The sequence below is a fragment of the Brunnivagina elsteri CCALA 953 genome (assembly GCF_002289455.1).
Taxonomy (GTDB): Bacteria; Cyanobacteriota; Cyanobacteriia; order Cyanobacteriales; family Nostocaceae; genus Brunnivagina; species Brunnivagina elsteri.
Window position 1 is genome coordinate 1 of the sequence record NZ_NTFS01000013.1, and the last position, 16,167, is coordinate 16,167.

Below are 16,167 nucleotides of genomic sequence, written 5' to 3' on the forward strand. Positions count from 1 at the left end.
TATAAAAATTTTATTTTCGAGATAAAATATTATTGAAATTGTGTGTAGCAAATGAAGAAAATATTAAGATTTTAAATAATAAACAAAATCGTATTATCTTAACTAGAAAACTTTGATTGATTAATCATTGTAAATCTTATTAGATAAAAAGTTGACAACAAAAAAAATATAGAAAAAGTAGAAGATATTTTTAGCACTATCACGTCTCGATAATAATGTTTTTGCCAAAAGATTTCAGATTGCGATCGCTCAAATTCTATTGATGAATACTTTTGATTTTTCGATTTTTTGAATATGCGATTAATATATGATCGCATAACACTTCCTTTGGAACATCGCTCTGAGAAATTAGCCTTCAAACTACGAGAATTGGGAATCAACGGCGAAAATTTGTAGGATATGTTTACAGATTCCCAAAATCTAAAATCTAGACTTTCTTCGGTATCCCCTACCCCTCGCTTCCCATTCTAGATTCTGGGGATTTGTTACACTAATTGCAACCAGGATTTCAGTTTAATCCCCGAAACCAGCTGGACTTGCGAGGCAAAACATGCTCATAGATACCTTACTTCTCTCGAAACAACTCCCAAATCTCCAATATTCTTCAACTCAGGAAAGATTCGATGAAACCTGGGAAGCTCCTTTAGCTACTTTACTCGGATTAGGACGGGCAGCAGGTGCGGACTTTATCGAGTTTTTCCTCGAACGGGTTAACTATATTAGTTCCCTGGCTGAAGATGACACTATCACTAGCATTACCCCACGACTTTCTACTGGTGCTGGTGTACGGGTTTTCCTTGGGAAAGCTGACTGCTACGTAACTACCAACGATTTATCTTTTACTGGTTTAAAGTCTGCTTTAGAAAAAGCGCTGGGAATCATGGGTTTGCAATTGCCTGCACCTAATGCCTTTGTTCCCGAAATAAATTTAGAATTATTACGAGATTATGCCACAAAACGTGGTAAAGATGGCTGGTTGCCTCTATGTAGTTCCATCCGGGAAATGGGTGAAGTTCTCCTTGATGGCACTGCAAAACTACAAAAAACTGCAAGTCACATCCAATCCCGTCGCGCTACCTATTTCCGCGATTGGCAGGAGGTTTTAGTTGCTGCTAGTGATGGTACTTTTGCTCGCGATATTCGTCTCACTCAGTCGGTAGGTTTTAATTTACTTTGTGCGGATGGGGCAAATCGAACTTCGATCGCAGAACGTGCTGGTAATACAAGTGACCCCAATTTCTTACGTAGCTGGAATTATCATGAATCTGCTGAACATATTTCTGAGTCTGCGGGTAAGATGCTGTATGCAGATTATGTCGAATCGGGTAATTATCCAATTGTGATGGCAAATCATTTTGGTGGGGTTATTTTCCACGAAGCTTGCGGACATTTGCTGGAAACTACCCAAATTGAGCGTAATACTACCCCATTTATTGATAAAAAAGGCGAAAAAATTGCCCATGAAAGTTTGACTGCATGGGATGAGGGACGTTCGGAAAATGCCTTTGGAACTATTGATATGGATGATGAAGGGATGCCAGCACAGCGTACTCTGTTGATTGAGAAAGGTGTGTTGAAGAACTTTTTGGCAGATCGGGCTGGTTCTGTACGTACAGGTCATCCTCGCACGGGTAGCGGTCGCCGTCAAGGTTTTACTTTTGCCGCAGCAAGTCGGATGCGGAATACTTATATTGCTACGGGTGAGTATAGCGTTGATGATGTGTTTGCTTCCGTTGAGAAGGGGATTTACTGTAAGAAAATGGGTGGTGGTAGTGTTGGTGCTACTGGACAATTTAATTTTGGTGTGGATGAAGCTTATTTAATTGAAAATGGGAAAGTTACCAAGCCTTTGAAAGGTGCGACTTTGATTGGTGAAGCTAAGGAAATCATGAATAAGATTTCTATGTGTTCCCAAGATTTATCACTTGCTCCGGGGTTCTGTGGTTCGGTATCGGGCAGTATTTATACTACGGTTGGTCAACCACACATCAAAGTTGATTCGATTACTGTTGGTGGACGTTGAATATATTTAAATATATTAAATATATACAGAGAGACGCGATATATCGCGTCTCTACAGACCAACATAAACCAATATTTCAACATAGACCAAGATTAAAGAATAATTAAAATTCCCATCAAATTCATCAAAAATCGGTATGGCAAAGATTCAAGAAATAGCATCTGCGGCAAAATCTAGCGCAAATAAACTTGGTATCAAAAAGTTTGATATCTATGGCTCTGCGGTGGATTCTACTAGTGTCCAAGTTGACCAGGGTGAGCCCAGACAAGTCAAAGCATCGAATTTATCGGGTGTGACCGTTCGCGTCTGGAATGAAGAAAATACAATGGGTGTGACAAGCACTACCGATGTTGACCCCAAAGGTTTAGAATTGGCATTGAAAACAGCGTATGATGCCAGCTTTTTTGGTGTCAAAGAGAACGTTCCCGATTTTAGCCCGGAAGCGATCGCACCATTAACGGTAAAAGCTACTGAAAAGGTGGAGCAAGCTGGAGTTACGGAGCTAATTAATAGTTTAATATTGGCTGAAAAGGAATTAATGGCTGCACATCCGGCTATTAAGGGTGTACCTTACAATAATTTGGCACAGCGTGATATTGATCGCTTTTATTTAAATAGCGATGGTGCGTTAAGAACTGAGTCGCATTCTTTAGCTTCGGTGTATTTGTATAGCAAAACTGAGGAGGAGGGTAAAAAACCCCGCAGTGGTGGAGCTTTTAGAATTAGTCATGGAGTTAAGGATTTAGATATCAATGGCTGTATCAAGGAAACTGCTGAGAAAACTATTAGCCATTTGAATTATGAAAAGGTACAAACTGGGAAATATACTGTTGTGTTTTCTCCAGATGCTTTTTTAAGTTTGTTGGCTGCTTTTTCTAATCTTTATAACGCTCAAAATATTCTCGACAAACAAAGTCTTTCTACTCTTGATGATATTGGGAAGGAAATTGCTTCTCCTTTAATTTGTGTCTGTGATGATGCTTTAAATCCGGCTAATGTTGGTGCGGAATCTTTTGATGGTGAAGGTACTCCAACTCGTCGAGTTTCTCTGATTGAAAATGGTATTTTAAGTGGTTTTCTCCACAGTGCGGGAACTGCTAAACGGATGAATGCTAAACCAACTGGAAATGCCAGTATTGGGTCAAAGGTTAGTGTTAGTCCCAATTTTTATCATGTTTCGGCAGGTAAAAAAGCGGAGCAGGAATTGAGTTTGGAAACGGCAGAAAATGTAATTTTAATTGATGATTTACAGGCTTTACATGCTGGTGTTAAAGCTTTGCAAGGTTCGTTTTCTTTGCCTTTTGATGGTTGGATGATTAATAAAGGTGTGAAAACTAGTATTGAATCTGCGACTGTTGCTGGTGATTTTTTAACTGTGTTGAAATCGATTATTTTTGTTGAGAAAGAACCTGAGTTAACTCCTGCTGGTGTTTGTCCTCGTGTTTGGGTTGAAGGGCTTTCGATTACTGGAGAATAGATCGCATGGGTTTAATATCCCTGATTTCTGTGTACAAGTTTTAAATTTGACGACAAGCATAACTTAGAAGTCGGGGATATGGCAGTTTGCGATCGCTCGATGCGACTAAAAATATCAGGTTATTTGGAGCGATATGCCTTTGGCATTAAGCTTTGCTTATCGCGTGGGTTCAATATCCCCGACTTCTGTGTAACATCTGTAAATTTGACGATAAGCATGGTTAGAAGTCGGGGATATGGCAGTTTGCGAGCTTTAAATTTAGCAATAAGCATTGGTGAGAAGTCAGGTTTAATATTCTCCACCAATACCAAGATTGACGTTAAATAATTCTGTTCCTGCCAAATTGACACCAATGAGGTTAGCTCCATCAAGTTCAGCACTGATAAATTGGGCATTGGTGAGGTTAGCATTCATCATGTTGGCATTATTTAAGCTAACACTGTTAACAAATGCCGATGTTAGGTTGGCAGATTGCAGGTTTGCTCCTGTTAAATCTGCTCCTTCTAAGTTGGCATTTTTGAGATTTGCACCTTTTAAATTGGCATTCCGTAAATCTGCCCCAATTAAATGCGCTCCTTGGAGATTTGCACCACTCAAATCACATCCTTGGCATTCTCTAGTTTCAATTAAACGACGAACGTTACTATTTACGTCGATTTTTTGCGCTGACGCTGGTGCTGTAAAATATAATGTACTAACTAATGCGATCGCAGTCAATAATTTACTTGTCATGTTTTTCTCCCCACACTTTTTAATCTTTGATATCTTTATAGGTTGGCTGAAATAAACATGTCTAGAAATATAACTAGTTTTTCACATTCGGTTTATATCCAACCTGTTACTAGTTACTACAATTTTATTTTGATGCATTCCTGAAATTTATTCATCTCACGTTAGGAATGCTTAATATACTTCGCTGGGTTGAAACTCGCTATCGGTTTGATGTAAGTTATAGCGTTTTTGTAAATCGCTGAGACTTTTAATTTTCTCGGTAATTGCTGTGCTACTTACCATTTACTTTCATCTCCCAATTTTCACATCATAGCTATCTGTAGGGAAGATTTTGCAGAGTTATTTACCCCACAGCTTTCCCACTACCAATTAAATACAACAATGCCATCCGTACAGCAACACCGCTAGTAACTTGAGTTTGAATCAAACTAAATTCCGGGTCATCCATTAAATCTGAGCTAATTTCGACACCACGGTTAACAGGTCCAGGATGCAGTATTTTGACATTAGGCTTACAGTGCTTGAGTTGTGAGCGAGTAATGCCAAATAGCTGATGGTATTCTCGCAAACTCGGTAATAAATTTGCCGTCATCCGTTCTTTTTGTAAACGCAGTGTCATCACAAAATCAGCGTCACGTAATGCGGGTTCGAGATGCCAATGGACGAAGAGTTTACGATTGGGGATTTGGTCAATTTCCTTGATTTCTTCATCATTGACAAAATCAGCAAACCACTTGGGTAAAAGTGTTGGTGGTGCAGCGAGGTGTACTTCAGCACCACTTGCTGTTAGACTCCAGATATTGGAACGGGCGACTCGCGAATGTAAAATATCACCAACGATCGCAATTTTTTTATCTTTTAAGAGTTCAAGTCGGGGTTCGATTGGATCGATCAGGGTACAAATGGTAAATAAATCTAACAAACCTTGGGATGGATGTTCGTGCTGTCCATCTCCAGCATTGAGAACACTGACACGTTCCCCCAGTCTATCAAGTTCGGCTGCGATCGCACTTGGTACACCAGCTTCTTTATGGCGAATCACCATGATATCGCATCCCATCGCCAAATAAGTTTTTGCCGTATCGAGAATTGTTTCTCCCTTCGTCATCGAAGAAGTGGCACTAGTAAAATTGAGGGTATCGGCTGAAAGACGCTTGGCAGCTAGCTCAAAGCTGCTACGAGTGCGTGTCGAAGACTCAAAAAAGAGATTTGCCACCACTTGCCCTTGCAAAGCTGGGACTTTTTTTGTCCGTCGTGACAACACTTCGCGAAAACTGGCAGCAGCTTTCAAAACAGTGTCGTATTCAATTGGTGTAAAATCCGCGAGGGACAGTATATGATGACGATTCCAGGTAGTAGTAGACATAAATAGCTAGTAGCTCTCTGCACGGGGACACAAATAAATATGTCTTAACAGTTCTCTAATTTACACGTGCAGGAAAAATCATACCACCCGTTCTGAGATTACAATCAGATTTCAACTAATATTAACTTTTTGATGATACGTCAGAGATATCAAACTTTGCTGATTGCGATCGCGTTTAAGCGATTCTCAGTTGAGCGAAGTCGAGTTGGTAGTAGAAAATACTGTAGGGGCAAACGGTTGTTTGCCCTGAATATATTTGCCCTGAATATATTGGAGACAAGTGATTCATAACATCCAATTCCATGAAGATTTTTCATGGGATTTATCACAAAACCAATACCCCCAAACTACACAAATAAATCGAGGGGTAAATGCCCGAACATCTCATTCACCCCATCTTGATGGTAAGACTGACAAGACACTAATACTCCACGATGGTGTCCTGAATATGAATCAATGTAACACAAACCGTTTTTACCATTCAACTTGATGTAAACTGGTCCTTCCATCACAGGTAAATCGCTTGGTGGTTCGTATCCCAAAGCCAGGGAATAGGTTTTCATAGCCGTCAAACCCTCCTCAGCAGTATCAGCGCAAATACCTAATATTTGGTAGTCAGAAATACTAGTAATCGCGACCAAAGCTTTGCGGATTAAAGCTTTTTCTGAACTTTTGATTGGAGGTGCAATATCAACGCAATTGAACTTATTCAGAATTTTTTTAGCGTCTTGGAGTGTGGGATTGGTTTGGGTTTGAGGTTGTTGGCTTGTCATAAAATCCGCTTATTTTTGGCTGGGTTTGCTGTTTTGTGGGAACGAGTTACTCTCTTAAATACTAAATCCAAAAAAGCCAGAGAATTTCGCAAGGAGGTTGAAATAATTTCGACTACATCATTTTACGATTCTTCTCTGGCATTGATGACTCCTGGTTGGAATAAACCTGGATGAGAGATTTAATTCTGCATATCACCTAAGTTCAAAAGAAACGGTACATTGCTTTTGGAATCGCTACCAACGATAAGTACTTTTGGCATTTGGGCACCACCGCTTTTCCACGCTTCGATTGATTCCTTTTGCAATACTAACTGTCCTCCTTGAGCTTTTAATGTTTCCGCTAAGAGTCTTTGGGCTTCTGACCTACCTTTTGCTCGATTAATGTCTGCTTGGGCTTCCTGTTCGGCTTCCCGTGCGATGTAGACTGCTCGTTGTGCCCTTTGTTCGGCAATTTGTTTTTCCTCAACGGCTTTAGCAAATTCTGGAGAGAAGGTTAGGTCTATGACGCTAGTGTCTGAGACAATTATTCCATACTTATCTAATCTTTGACCCAATGCCGCATCAAAATCATCTTTGAGTTCGCTACGTCGGGTAATTGCTTCTTCTACAGTTCTACGGGCTGCTGCAATTTTAAATGATTCTTGGGTTTGCGGCGCAATTATTTTGGCAACAATGTTTTCTAATGTACCTTGTGTTCTGCGTACTTGTACTACCTGAATTGGGTCAAGACGAAAGTTGATTGCAAATCGTGCTGTTAACGTTTGCAAGTCTTTAGTGGAACTTTCTGCTGGAACTTCAAATTTTTGCACGGTTAAATCGTAGACATCAACTACTGAGATAAATGGCGGTTTGAGGTGAATACCTTCTAGAAATGCCCCATCTGTGGCTTTCCCCAATATACTGATTACTCCTGCCTGTCCCGGATTAATAATAATAAAGGAATTTAGACCAAGAAGTACCAGTATTGCTAGTATTGCGCCAATAATCGTACTTTGCAAACTACCTAATTGTAGATTTTTCAACTCCCCTCTCCTGTTTTTTGGTTGTTCGAGTAAAGAATACAGAAAGCAGAAGTCAGAAAATAGAAGGCAGAAAGAAGAAAAAACTATATTATGCCATTAGCATCAGTCTTGAAAATATTAAATATTTTCAAGACTGATGCTAATTACTTATCCCAAAAAGTAACATTAGGGTGACACTAGAAACTCTGACTCCTATATTCTGACTCCTTAAATTTGCTAACCCCTGAGTATTCCTCTTCAATCGTGACACGACTTGCTCTGTTATGCTTGGTTTAATATAGATGTGGTACTATGATTGTCCGCGCATCTACGATATAGCAGTGGTTACGGTATCAAGAAATTCTCGGTCATCTCGAAGGCGTACTGGTTCCGTCCATCCTCTCCAGCGCCTATTTAGTTATGGAAAGCAGTATCATCGGCAGATTTGGCAGGCTGCGATCGCATCAACTCTCAACAAGTTTTTCGATTTGGCTCCTCCTGTATTAATTGGTACTGCGGTTGACGTGGTAGTAAAGCAGCAGGATTCTGCGATCGCTCGTTTTGGCATCAAAGATATTTTCAGCCAGTTTTTGGTTTTAGCGGCTATCACCATCGTGGTTTGGGTGCTAGAATCGGTGTTTGAGTATATATACAAGCGGTTGTGGCGAAATCTTTCGCAGCAAATACAGCACGATTTGCGTTTGGATGCTTACAATCACCTCCAAAAGTTGGAATTAGCATATTTTGAGGAACGTAGTACTGGTGGTTTGATGTCGATTTTGAGTGATGATATCAACCAACTGGAACGTTTTTTAGATGGTGGTGCAAATGACATTATTCAAGTATCAGCAACTATTTTAATTATAGGGACTGGATTTTTCATTGTCGCGCCGAATATTGCTTGGATGGTGATGATACCAATGCCTTTGATTGTTGGGGGTTCGTTATTATTCCAAAAACTCTTACAACCCCTATACGCAGAAGTTCGCGAAAAAGTCAGCCTGCTTAATTCTAGACTATCTAATAATTTAAGCGGTATTACTACCATCAAAAGTTTCACTGCTGAGGATTATGAAAGTGGGAGGGTAGCCGCAGATAGTGAAGCTTACAAACGTAGTAATGCCGCCGCAATTAAGCTCTCAGCAGCATTTATTCCTTTGGTGAGAATGCTTGTATTAGCTGGGTTTACGGTCTTTCTTGTGTTTGGAGGGATGGCAGCAATCAATGGCAAAATATCAGTTGGAACCTATAGTGTTTTAATTTTTATTAGTCAACTATTATTATGGCCCCTCACCCGTCTAGGAGATACATTTGATTTGTATCAGAGGGCAATGGCTTCCACAAATCGCGTCATGGATTTGCTGGATACTCCAATTGCAATTCATCCCGGAAATATTAATTTGCCTATTGAGGATGTACGGGGTGAAATTGAATTTAAAAATGTTACTTTTGCTTATAAAGATAGACAGCCAATAGTTCATAAATTATCCCTGAGTATTCCCGCAGGCAAAACAATCGCCATAGTGGGTTCCACAGGTTCAGGAAAAAGCACTTTAGTCAAACTTTTGCTGCGACTTTACGAAATCCATCTGGGACAAATAACCCTAGATGGAATTGACATTCAAAAGCTGAATTTACACGATTTGCGTCGATGCATTGGTTTAGTTAGCCAAGACGTATTCTTATTTCATGGAACAGTTGCCGAAAATATTGCCTACGGGACATTTGCAGCTAGCGACAGAGAAATTAAAATGGCAGCAAAAGTCGCAGAAGCACATGAATTTATTCGCCGCTTACCCCAAGGATATGAAACAATAGTTGGAGAACGGGGACAAAAACTATCAGGAGGACAAAGACAACGAATTGCGATCGCACGTGCCATACTCAAAGACCCACCAATTATAATCCTTGATGAGGCAACATCCGCAGTCGATAACGAAACCGAAGCCGCCATCCAAAGGTCACTCGAACGGATTACAGTCGATAGAACCACAATTGCGATCGCGCATCGTCTTTCCACTATCCGCAATGCTGATTGTATTTATGTCATGGAACAGGGTAAATTTGTCGAATCAGGAACCCACGAAGAGTTATTAGATAAACAAACTGTTTACGCAAATCTTTGGAAAGTTCAAAGCGGCATTAAAAATCAACAATATATTTAATATATTGATATCACGTCTACATAGTTAAAAATTACGAATTGTAAATTCCCATAAATAAATTTCAATAATATGTTTACAAATCCTCAACCCGATACCCCCGACAATAAATGGCGACACCAACTAGATAGATTCATCAAATCGCACCATCTAGAACTAGCAGCATTATCTTGGGCATTGTGGCAAGAAAACGGCAACAGCCAAGGTACCATTGGCATTGACTTAGAACCGACACCACATTTTGTTTATTGTCCTGATACTGCAATTGAGCAATTTAATGATAGAGTTGAAAATAGACTTCAGGAACTTCTAGGGTTAATCAAACACTACAAACCCGAAATTGAAGTATTAATGGTTGGGATTGGCAAAGACCAAGTTAAATTGATTTATTTTGAACCAAAACCTGAACCACCAGTTTGTTTTCAGCAACTTGGTAAAGATGTGGATACCCTATTAGAAGAATTGGAAGTGAAATTATTAGCAACTGGCATAAATAACGACAAGAGTTAAATAAGGTACTTCCAGAAAATAAAATATCCAGACGATAGACTTATCACCATATCATGGCTAAGGATGGTAGAACCCCTCCTATTACTTGCTGTTCCCTTAATTCCAATCGCTCATCAAAAAATACCAATCCTGATTTATTGCTGTATATTCCATCTCTTTTCCCTGATTAGGTGCTAGTTCCTTATACGCTGGTGAGTATACATAGGCACAAGGACACTGTGCCAAATTAAACTCAGCTTGAGTCAACTTACCAGTGCGATCGTAATCAGCAGACATATAGTGAATTTGTATATTAGCATCAGTAATGGCTCGATTGACAGTTTGAAAATCGCGATCGCTCTGGGAATCAAACCCTTTTGCCTGACCTTCAAATAGATTACAAGTCGATTGTTTGTTATTATTAGAAAACTTTCCACCTTTGTAAGCGATATTTTTGCACCAATCTTGATTACGATAATCTCGAACTTGTAAGTTTTCTAAAACATTAAAAGTTTTAGAAAGATTGGCAACATCTCGCTGTTGTCTTGCTGGAGTATATTGGGAATAACAACCAACCAAAGCGAAATTTAATAAACTAAATAATATCGGGAAAAATGCCTTCATTTTCTTGAATGTATGATTGTAAATGCATCCATTTTAGTATTGATTTTTGACAGTTGGGAATTTTGCGATCGCGATGCTAGTGTTTCATTCCAGTCAACCATTTAAAAAAAATTATGAGACCATTTCCAAAATCAATACGTTTATTTATTGCCTTATTTCTATTGCTTATACTTGGATTCTCTGGATATCGTATTGTTCAATATATTTTTCGTCCGCGTTTTGTAAGTAATATTGTAAATATTGAAACTGACTCAAACAAGAAGACTACCTATAATTTAAACGCTTTTATCTCTTTGCCAAATTCACCTTATTTAATCGCTAGTATTAATATCGGAGAAGATTATAGACAAGGTTATTACGAGAAAGGAGCAGACAGCACTCGTAACTTTTTGTTTTTTAATGTCAACGATAAATCAATGCGATACTTGATTCCTAACAATAACTTATTATTTATTAGCCATAACACATTAGGAAAACCAACAGAATCAGGCGTAAATGAGTTGAATAATAGTACTTATTTAGGTAAAACACCCCCAAACTTGAACTCATTAAAAGAGGTAAAAGCATTATGGTATGAAGTAGTTAAGAACGATACAAACAACGACAAAAGACTGAGTGGAGTTGACAAAAAAAGTATTGCTATGTCAGACGTTTCTGGTGCTAACTATACAGAAGTAATTGATAATATTAATAGTGTTATCAGCACCTACCAACGGGATGAAAAAGTTTGGTTTGTATTTTGGTCTAGTAATAATAAAAATTATGCAAGTGAAATTGATATTTTAGCTAAACGGGTGATTAAAACACAAGAATTACCATTGATAAAGTAAAATTTGAACGAGTAAAAAGTATACTAAAAAATCCCGAATAAGAACGACAAAACTAGAAACCCGGTTTCTCCCCCCACGCAAAAACCCGAAAAACCCGAAATAAAATCGCAGCATTAAGCATTTGATGATGGGAGAAACCTGGTTTCCATTGATGACGCTTCAAACAATAGTCGTACTGGGTTAAAGAGAAACCAGGTTTCTTGAACATTTTAGTTTGACGCGATCGCATTCTCTGAGTGAAATACAGCTTTTTTAACCGATACTGTAGGGATATTCTGCTGTAATTCTTAACTCCTCACTTCTAACTTTATTATGCGTCCATATACTGCCATCTTAATTATACCTACAGGCATCGGAGCAGCGATTGGTGGCTATGCGGGGGATGCATTACCTGTTGCCAAGGCAATGTCCCAGGTTGTCGATCGACTGATTACTCACCCCAATGTGATGAATGGGGCAATGTTGTACTGGAATATACCTAATAGTTTGTATGTAGAAGGGTATGGACTTGATAAATTGGCGGCTGGGGAATGGGGTTTACGTCCAGTTCATCAAAATAAAATTGGTTTGATTTTAGACCAGGGAATTGAACCAGAATTGCGGCTACGACAGTTGCAAGCAGGCGATGCAGCGAGGGCAACACTGGGATTATCACTCACAGATTATGTAATTACAGATGCTGAATTGAATGTAGAAGTACGGACTGCGGCATCAGGTGCAAGTTGGGGAACAATTGGTAATCCAGATAGTTTATTAAGGGCAGCCGATGTATTAATTAATCAAACTGGGGCAAATGCGATCGCAGTTGTCGCCAGATTCCCGGAGGAGGTGGATGCCGTAGCCGATTATAATTATCGTATGGGTAAAGGTGTAGATCCAATTGCTGGAGCCGAAGCGGTAATTAGCCACTTGATTGTACGAGAATTTCAGATACCTTGTGCCCATGCACCTGCTTTTTTGCCCCCAGCATTAGATTCTCATTTATCTCCCCGTTCCGCAGCCGAAGAAATCGGTTATACTTTTTTACCAAGTGTGCTTGTTGGCTTGCATCGTGCCCCCCAATTTATTGTTGGCAGACAAAATGATTACCCCACAATGGATGATATTTGGGCAAATCAAGTTGATGCGCTGATTGTACCCGCTTCTTCCTGTGGTAGCAGTGCTGTATTGAGTCTGAGTCAGCAGCAATGTGCGATCGTGACGGTTGAAAATCAAACCCAGGTACATGTCCCACCCCAGCCATTAGGAGTAAAATCATTACAGGTGAACTCTTATCTGGAAGCGATTGGTGTCATAGCAGCGCACAAAGCAGGTATTAATCCATCTGCACTTCGTCCAGCAATTACATCTTTAAATTTATTAAATCATTAATTCGTACAGACGACTCGGTGAGTCGTCTCTCCTTCCTAACTCCTAACATTAAATCATCGTGACGCAACAACCGCAAAACCAAGAACCAGAAATTCCCTACTTAACTCGTACCCAAGTGCTTGTAGCAATGGGGGTAACAGCAATTATTTTGTGGATAGTGTCGAAAATATGTTTGCAATTTGCCAATGTTTCACTCCTGAGTTGGGGTTGGAATGACCAAGATTTTGTTGTAGGAATTATTTTAGGGTTGTTAATTACGGTTTTAAGTGGTGTCGCATATCGATTTAATTCTGCTTATCGTCGCAGTGCTGATTATTATTTAGAAATTGTGTTAAAACCTTTGGCATTACCTGATTTGATTTGGTTGGGATTGCTACCTGGATTAAGCGAAGAATTGTTATTTCGTGGTGTATTATTGCCAGCTTTAGGGACAAATCATTTTGCTGTGATTATATCAAGTGTTTGCTTTGGTGTTTTACATTTAAGTGGTCCTCAACAATGGCCCTATGTGATTTGGGCGACCATTGTCGGGTTTATACTGGGATATAGTGCTATTATTAGCGGTAATTTATTAGTACCTATTGTTGCTCATATTGTGACTAATTTAATTTCTAGTTATTTGTGGAAAATTAAGCAATTATCAGTCAAAATTTAAGAGTTGGATTACAGCTAAATAATCAATTATTTTCACCCTTTAGTTCTTTTTTCCCAACGTGAAGAAAGCAGAGACATAAGCTTATCGAGAATAATGCCAACTCCACCTAAATATATGATTGCTAAAATAATTTCGCTCATATCAGAATTATTGTAAGCATTCACAATAAAAAAGCCTAATCCATCATCAGATAAAAGCATTTCCGCAGCAACAACAGCCAACCAAGATAAACCTAAAGCAATTCGTAAACCTGTAAAAATGTAAGGGATTGTAGCAGGTAATAGTATCTTATAAAATTTCTTCCATAAAGGTAGTTTTATCATTCTACCCACATTAATATAATCTTGAGGAATTTGTTGAACACCTAAAGCTGTATTTAAAATAATTGGCCAGATTGCAGTTATAAAAATTACGAATATTGCGGAAGGATTTGGTTTAAGAAAGATTGCTTGTGCTAATGGCAACCAAGCTAAAGGTGCTACGGGGCGTAATAATTGAATAACTGGTTCAAAAGCTTTTTTCATAAAGGGAACTAGACTGATAACAAAACCAATTGGGATTCCTACGAATGCAGCGAGAAAATAACCCATACTTACACGTTTGAGGCTGGCTAAAATTAACCAAAATAAGCCTTTATTATTGTTACCTTTATAGAAAAATGGGTCAATAATTAATTCCCAAGTATCTTTAACTACTTGAATTGGAGAAGGTAATGAAGTATTTGGTTGTAAACTTAATAAATGCCAGATAATTACCAGAATAAAAACACCCAGAAATGAAGGTAATATTTCCTGTAATTTTCTTCGGATTGGGAGATTTTTGATTTGTATGGTCATGTTGAATAATTATCCTTGATATTGATATTCTTGACCTATTTTAAAGAATCGAGAATACTATTTTTCAGTAGTCTTAATAATTGCAGCTTTCAGATATGCACTGGGATTTTCTGGGTCAAATTCTAAACCGTTAAAAAACTTCTCAATTCCCCGTGATGTACTGCTGGGAATTGCTTGTTCTTGACCAATCTTTTTAGCAGCTTCTCGCCAGATATCTTCACGATTCACCGCATCAATTAAAGGTTTCGTGTCAAAATCTGGTGAACGATTTCCCCAGCGCATATCTTCATATAAAAACCACAAATCATGACTTTTGTATGGATAAGAAGCATTATTTTCCCAGAACTTGATTGCATGGGGACTATTTTCCACCACTCTGCCATTACCATAATCAAACTTACCTAGCAAACGCGGACCAACAATATCTTTTGCTACACCAATCCATTGCCGTTGGGAAACAATCTCGAATAACTCAGCTTTATTTTCTATGCGATCGCACCAAATTTGCGCTTCCATGATTGCTGCTAAAATGGCTTGTGTCGCTTTGGGATATTTATCAACCCATTCTCCACGCATCGCAAAAGCTTTTTCTGGGTGATTATTCCACAATTCACCACTGGTAACAGCTGAATAACCAATCTTCTTTTTAATTAAACGCTGATGCCAAGGATCGACGACACAAAACCCTTCCATTGAACCACCTCGCATATTCGCAACCATTTGCGGAGGGGGAATGACAATCAATGATGCATCTGTTTCTGGATTGATACCACCATTTATTAACCACCAACGCATGAAAAAATCCCCCGTCACTCGACGAAAGGGGATGGCAAAGCGGATTGATTCCCCGGATTTGGCTTTGGCTTGTAATGCTGCTTTGAGAGGAGAACTATCTAAACCTAAATTTAAATCTTTGTAAGCATTGGCAATGGAAATACCCTGACCATTGAGATTTAACCGTGCCAGAATATACAGGGGTATTTTGCGGTTATAGCTAATTTCCCCCGTTGCAATCAAATAAGCCATTGGAAACAGCAAATGCGCTCCATCCAATCCGTCATCAGCAGAACCCAGCATCAATTTATCTCGCGTCACTGCCCAAGATGGCTGCTTTTGTACTATCACATCTGGTACACCATGCTTGGCAAACATACCTTTGGCTTTGGCAATAATTAGAGGGCAGCAACTAACTACTGGGACAAAACCGAGAATGGCTTTGGTAGTTTCTGGTGTATCGCTATAACCTGCATATGCTCCTGGATTTAACTGTGCAATAGTCGCATTTTGAGAGTTTGAATTCTGGAAAATATGATAGGTTAATGCACTTGCAGTTGTCCCAGCCAAAAATTTACGTCTGGAAAGCTTCACCATGCACGATATTTTAGATTTTGCGATAAATTATGATGAATTTGATTACTTTTACGAACTATCGCTTAAAGAGCGGTATTTAGTCAATAGGTGGTAGGTAATTTCTTGGATTTCCCATTGTGGGGGATTTCAAGTAACCGGGTTTTTCTCAAACTCAGTATGACTATTTTCGCTGCAACACGAATTAAAAACCAGGTTTCTCCCTTCACGGAATGCTTGATGCAGCGTGGTTATTTGCGTATTTTTCGTAGGGGGAGAAATCGGGTTTCTGCCGTGCGGGGGTTCCCTCCGTTGAGGCAAGTGCGATCGCAATCTCCCGTAGGTTGGGTGAAGGCTTTGCGTAACCCAACACATGATATTAAGAAAACAGAAATTCTTTAAACAACTAAATAATTAATTCAACGATAAAAATTGATGCTTCAAATATTGAATAAAATGTTGGGTTACGACGCAAATACAT

Annotated in this window: 19 protein-coding genes; 11 read left to right on the forward strand and 8 right to left on the reverse strand. The window is 39.1% G+C overall.

Going from position 1 to position 16,167, the window contains the following annotated elements; translation table 11 throughout:
• Positions 1–550: 550 nt before the first annotated feature.
• The 3 genes from CK510_RS02165 to CK510_RS30790 all read left to right on the forward strand — a co-directional run bounded on the left by CK510_RS02165 (position 551) and on the right by CK510_RS30790 (position 3,827).
• Positions 551–2,023: a TldD/PmbA family protein gene (locus CK510_RS02165; protein ID WP_095720123.1), complete on the forward strand. Its 1,473-nt coding sequence runs from the start codon at positions 551–553 to the stop codon at positions 2,021–2,023.
• Between the two features lie 136 nt (positions 2,024–2,159).
• The gene (locus CK510_RS02170; protein WP_095720124.1) at positions 2,160–3,500 is read left to right on the forward strand and encodes a TldD/PmbA family protein; all 1,341 of its coding nucleotides are present in this window, start codon (positions 2,160–2,162) and stop codon (positions 3,498–3,500) included.
• A gap of 78 nt (positions 3,501–3,578) precedes the next feature.
• Entirely contained in the window at positions 3,579–3,827 is a 249-nt protein-coding gene (locus CK510_RS30790) for a hypothetical protein (protein ID WP_143289193.1), read from the forward strand.
• Here the strand turns inward: CK510_RS30790 and CK510_RS02180 are convergent.
• A complete protein-coding gene (locus CK510_RS02180) occupies positions 3,789–4,232 on the reverse strand; it encodes a pentapeptide repeat-containing protein (protein WP_095720126.1) in 444 nt (147 codons plus the stop codon). The genes CK510_RS30790 and CK510_RS02180 overlap by 39 nt on opposite strands.
• Positions 4,233–4,575: 343 nt before the next feature.
• Positions 4,576–5,598 carry an aspartate carbamoyltransferase catalytic subunit gene (locus tag CK510_RS02185; RefSeq protein ID WP_095720127.1) on the reverse strand — a complete coding sequence of 341 codons (1,023 nt, stop codon included), beginning with the start codon at positions 5,596–5,598 and terminating at the stop codon, positions 4,576–4,578.
• A 132-nt stretch (positions 5,599–5,730) separates the two neighbouring features.
• Here CK510_RS02185 and CK510_RS31395 point away from each other — a divergent pair, with 132 nt between their 5' ends.
• Entirely contained in the window at positions 5,731–5,889 is a 159-nt protein-coding gene (locus CK510_RS31395) for a hypothetical protein (protein WP_158224822.1), read from the forward strand.
• Between the two features lie 56 nt (positions 5,890–5,945).
• On the opposite strand, the gene CK510_RS02190 is transcribed toward CK510_RS31395, so the two are convergent.
• On the reverse strand, positions 5,946–6,371 hold the full coding sequence (locus tag CK510_RS02190) for a DUF1824 family protein (protein ID WP_095720128.1): 426 nt from the start codon (positions 6,369–6,371) through the stop codon (positions 5,946–5,948).
• Here CK510_RS02190 and CK510_RS02195 point away from each other — a divergent pair.
• On the forward strand, positions 6,360–6,545 hold the full coding sequence (locus tag CK510_RS02195) for a hypothetical protein (RefSeq protein WP_095720129.1): 186 nt from the start codon (positions 6,360–6,362) through the stop codon (positions 6,543–6,545). The two genes, CK510_RS02190 and CK510_RS02195, sit on opposite strands and share 12 nt — an antisense overlap.
• A 5-nt stretch (positions 6,546–6,550) precedes the next feature.
• Here CK510_RS02195 and CK510_RS02200 read toward each other — a convergent pair whose 3' ends face one another.
• Complete coding sequence (locus tag CK510_RS02200) at positions 6,551–7,393, reverse strand: prohibitin family protein (RefSeq protein WP_095720130.1); 843 nt, start codon at positions 7,391–7,393, stop codon at positions 6,551–6,553.
• A gap of 281 nt (positions 7,394–7,674) precedes the next feature.
• Between CK510_RS02200 and CK510_RS02205 the strand changes: the two genes are divergently transcribed.
• Both CK510_RS02205 and ccmS read left to right on the forward strand, forming a co-directional pair.
• Complete coding sequence (locus CK510_RS02205; RefSeq protein WP_095720131.1) at positions 7,675–9,537, forward strand: ABC transporter ATP-binding protein; 1,863 nt, start codon at positions 7,675–7,677, stop codon at positions 9,535–9,537.
• Between the two features lie 69 nt (positions 9,538–9,606).
• On the forward strand, positions 9,607–10,044 hold the full coding sequence (gene ccmS / locus CK510_RS02210; RefSeq protein ID WP_095720132.1) for a beta-carboxysome assembly chaperone CcmS: 438 nt from the start codon (positions 9,607–9,609) through the stop codon (positions 10,042–10,044).
• 96 nt (positions 10,045–10,140) lie between these two features.
• On the opposite strand, the gene CK510_RS02215 is transcribed toward ccmS, so the two are convergent.
• Entirely contained in the window at positions 10,141–10,647 is a 507-nt protein-coding gene (locus CK510_RS02215; RefSeq protein ID WP_095720133.1) for a hypothetical protein, read from the reverse strand.
• Between the two features lie 113 nt (positions 10,648–10,760).
• Here CK510_RS02215 and CK510_RS02220 point away from each other — a divergent pair, with 113 nt between their 5' ends.
• The gene (locus tag CK510_RS02220) at positions 10,761–11,477 is read left to right on the forward strand and encodes a hypothetical protein (protein WP_095720134.1); all 717 of its coding nucleotides are present in this window, start codon (positions 10,761–10,763) and stop codon (positions 11,475–11,477) included.
• Between the two features lie 52 nt (positions 11,478–11,529).
• Here CK510_RS02220 and CK510_RS31400 read toward each other — a convergent pair whose 3' ends face one another.
• Positions 11,530–11,706 carry a hypothetical protein gene (locus tag CK510_RS31400; RefSeq protein WP_158224823.1) on the reverse strand — a complete coding sequence of 59 codons (177 nt, stop codon included), beginning with the start codon at positions 11,704–11,706 and terminating at the stop codon, positions 11,530–11,532.
• A gap of 83 nt (positions 11,707–11,789) precedes the next feature.
• On the opposite strand from CK510_RS31400, the gene CK510_RS02225 reads away from it, so the two are divergent.
• Both CK510_RS02225 and CK510_RS02230 read left to right on the forward strand, forming a co-directional pair.
• On the forward strand, positions 11,790–12,848 hold the full coding sequence (locus CK510_RS02225; RefSeq protein ID WP_095720135.1) for a DUF3326 domain-containing protein: 1,059 nt from the start codon (positions 11,790–11,792) through the stop codon (positions 12,846–12,848).
• 58 nt (positions 12,849–12,906) lie between these two features.
• On the forward strand, positions 12,907–13,503 hold the full coding sequence (locus CK510_RS02230) for a CPBP family intramembrane glutamic endopeptidase (RefSeq protein ID WP_245911811.1): 597 nt from the start codon (positions 12,907–12,909) through the stop codon (positions 13,501–13,503).
• A gap of 32 nt (positions 13,504–13,535) precedes the next feature.
• Here CK510_RS02230 and ntrB read toward each other — a convergent pair whose 3' ends face one another.
• A complete protein-coding gene (gene ntrB, locus CK510_RS02235) occupies positions 13,536–14,339 on the reverse strand; it encodes a nitrate ABC transporter permease (protein ID WP_095720136.1) in 804 nt (267 codons plus the stop codon).
• A gap of 57 nt (positions 14,340–14,396) precedes the next feature.
• Entirely contained in the window at positions 14,397–15,710 is a 1,314-nt protein-coding gene (locus tag CK510_RS02240; RefSeq protein ID WP_095720137.1) for a CmpA/NrtA family ABC transporter substrate-binding protein, read from the reverse strand.
• 156 nt (positions 15,711–15,866) lie between these two features.
• Between CK510_RS02240 and CK510_RS02245 the strand changes: the two genes are divergently transcribed.
• Positions 15,867–16,088 (forward strand): hypothetical protein, encoded by a 222-nt coding sequence (locus CK510_RS02245; protein ID WP_095720138.1) that lies wholly within the window; start codon positions 15,867–15,869, stop codon positions 16,086–16,088.
• Positions 16,089–16,167 lie beyond the last annotated feature (79 nt).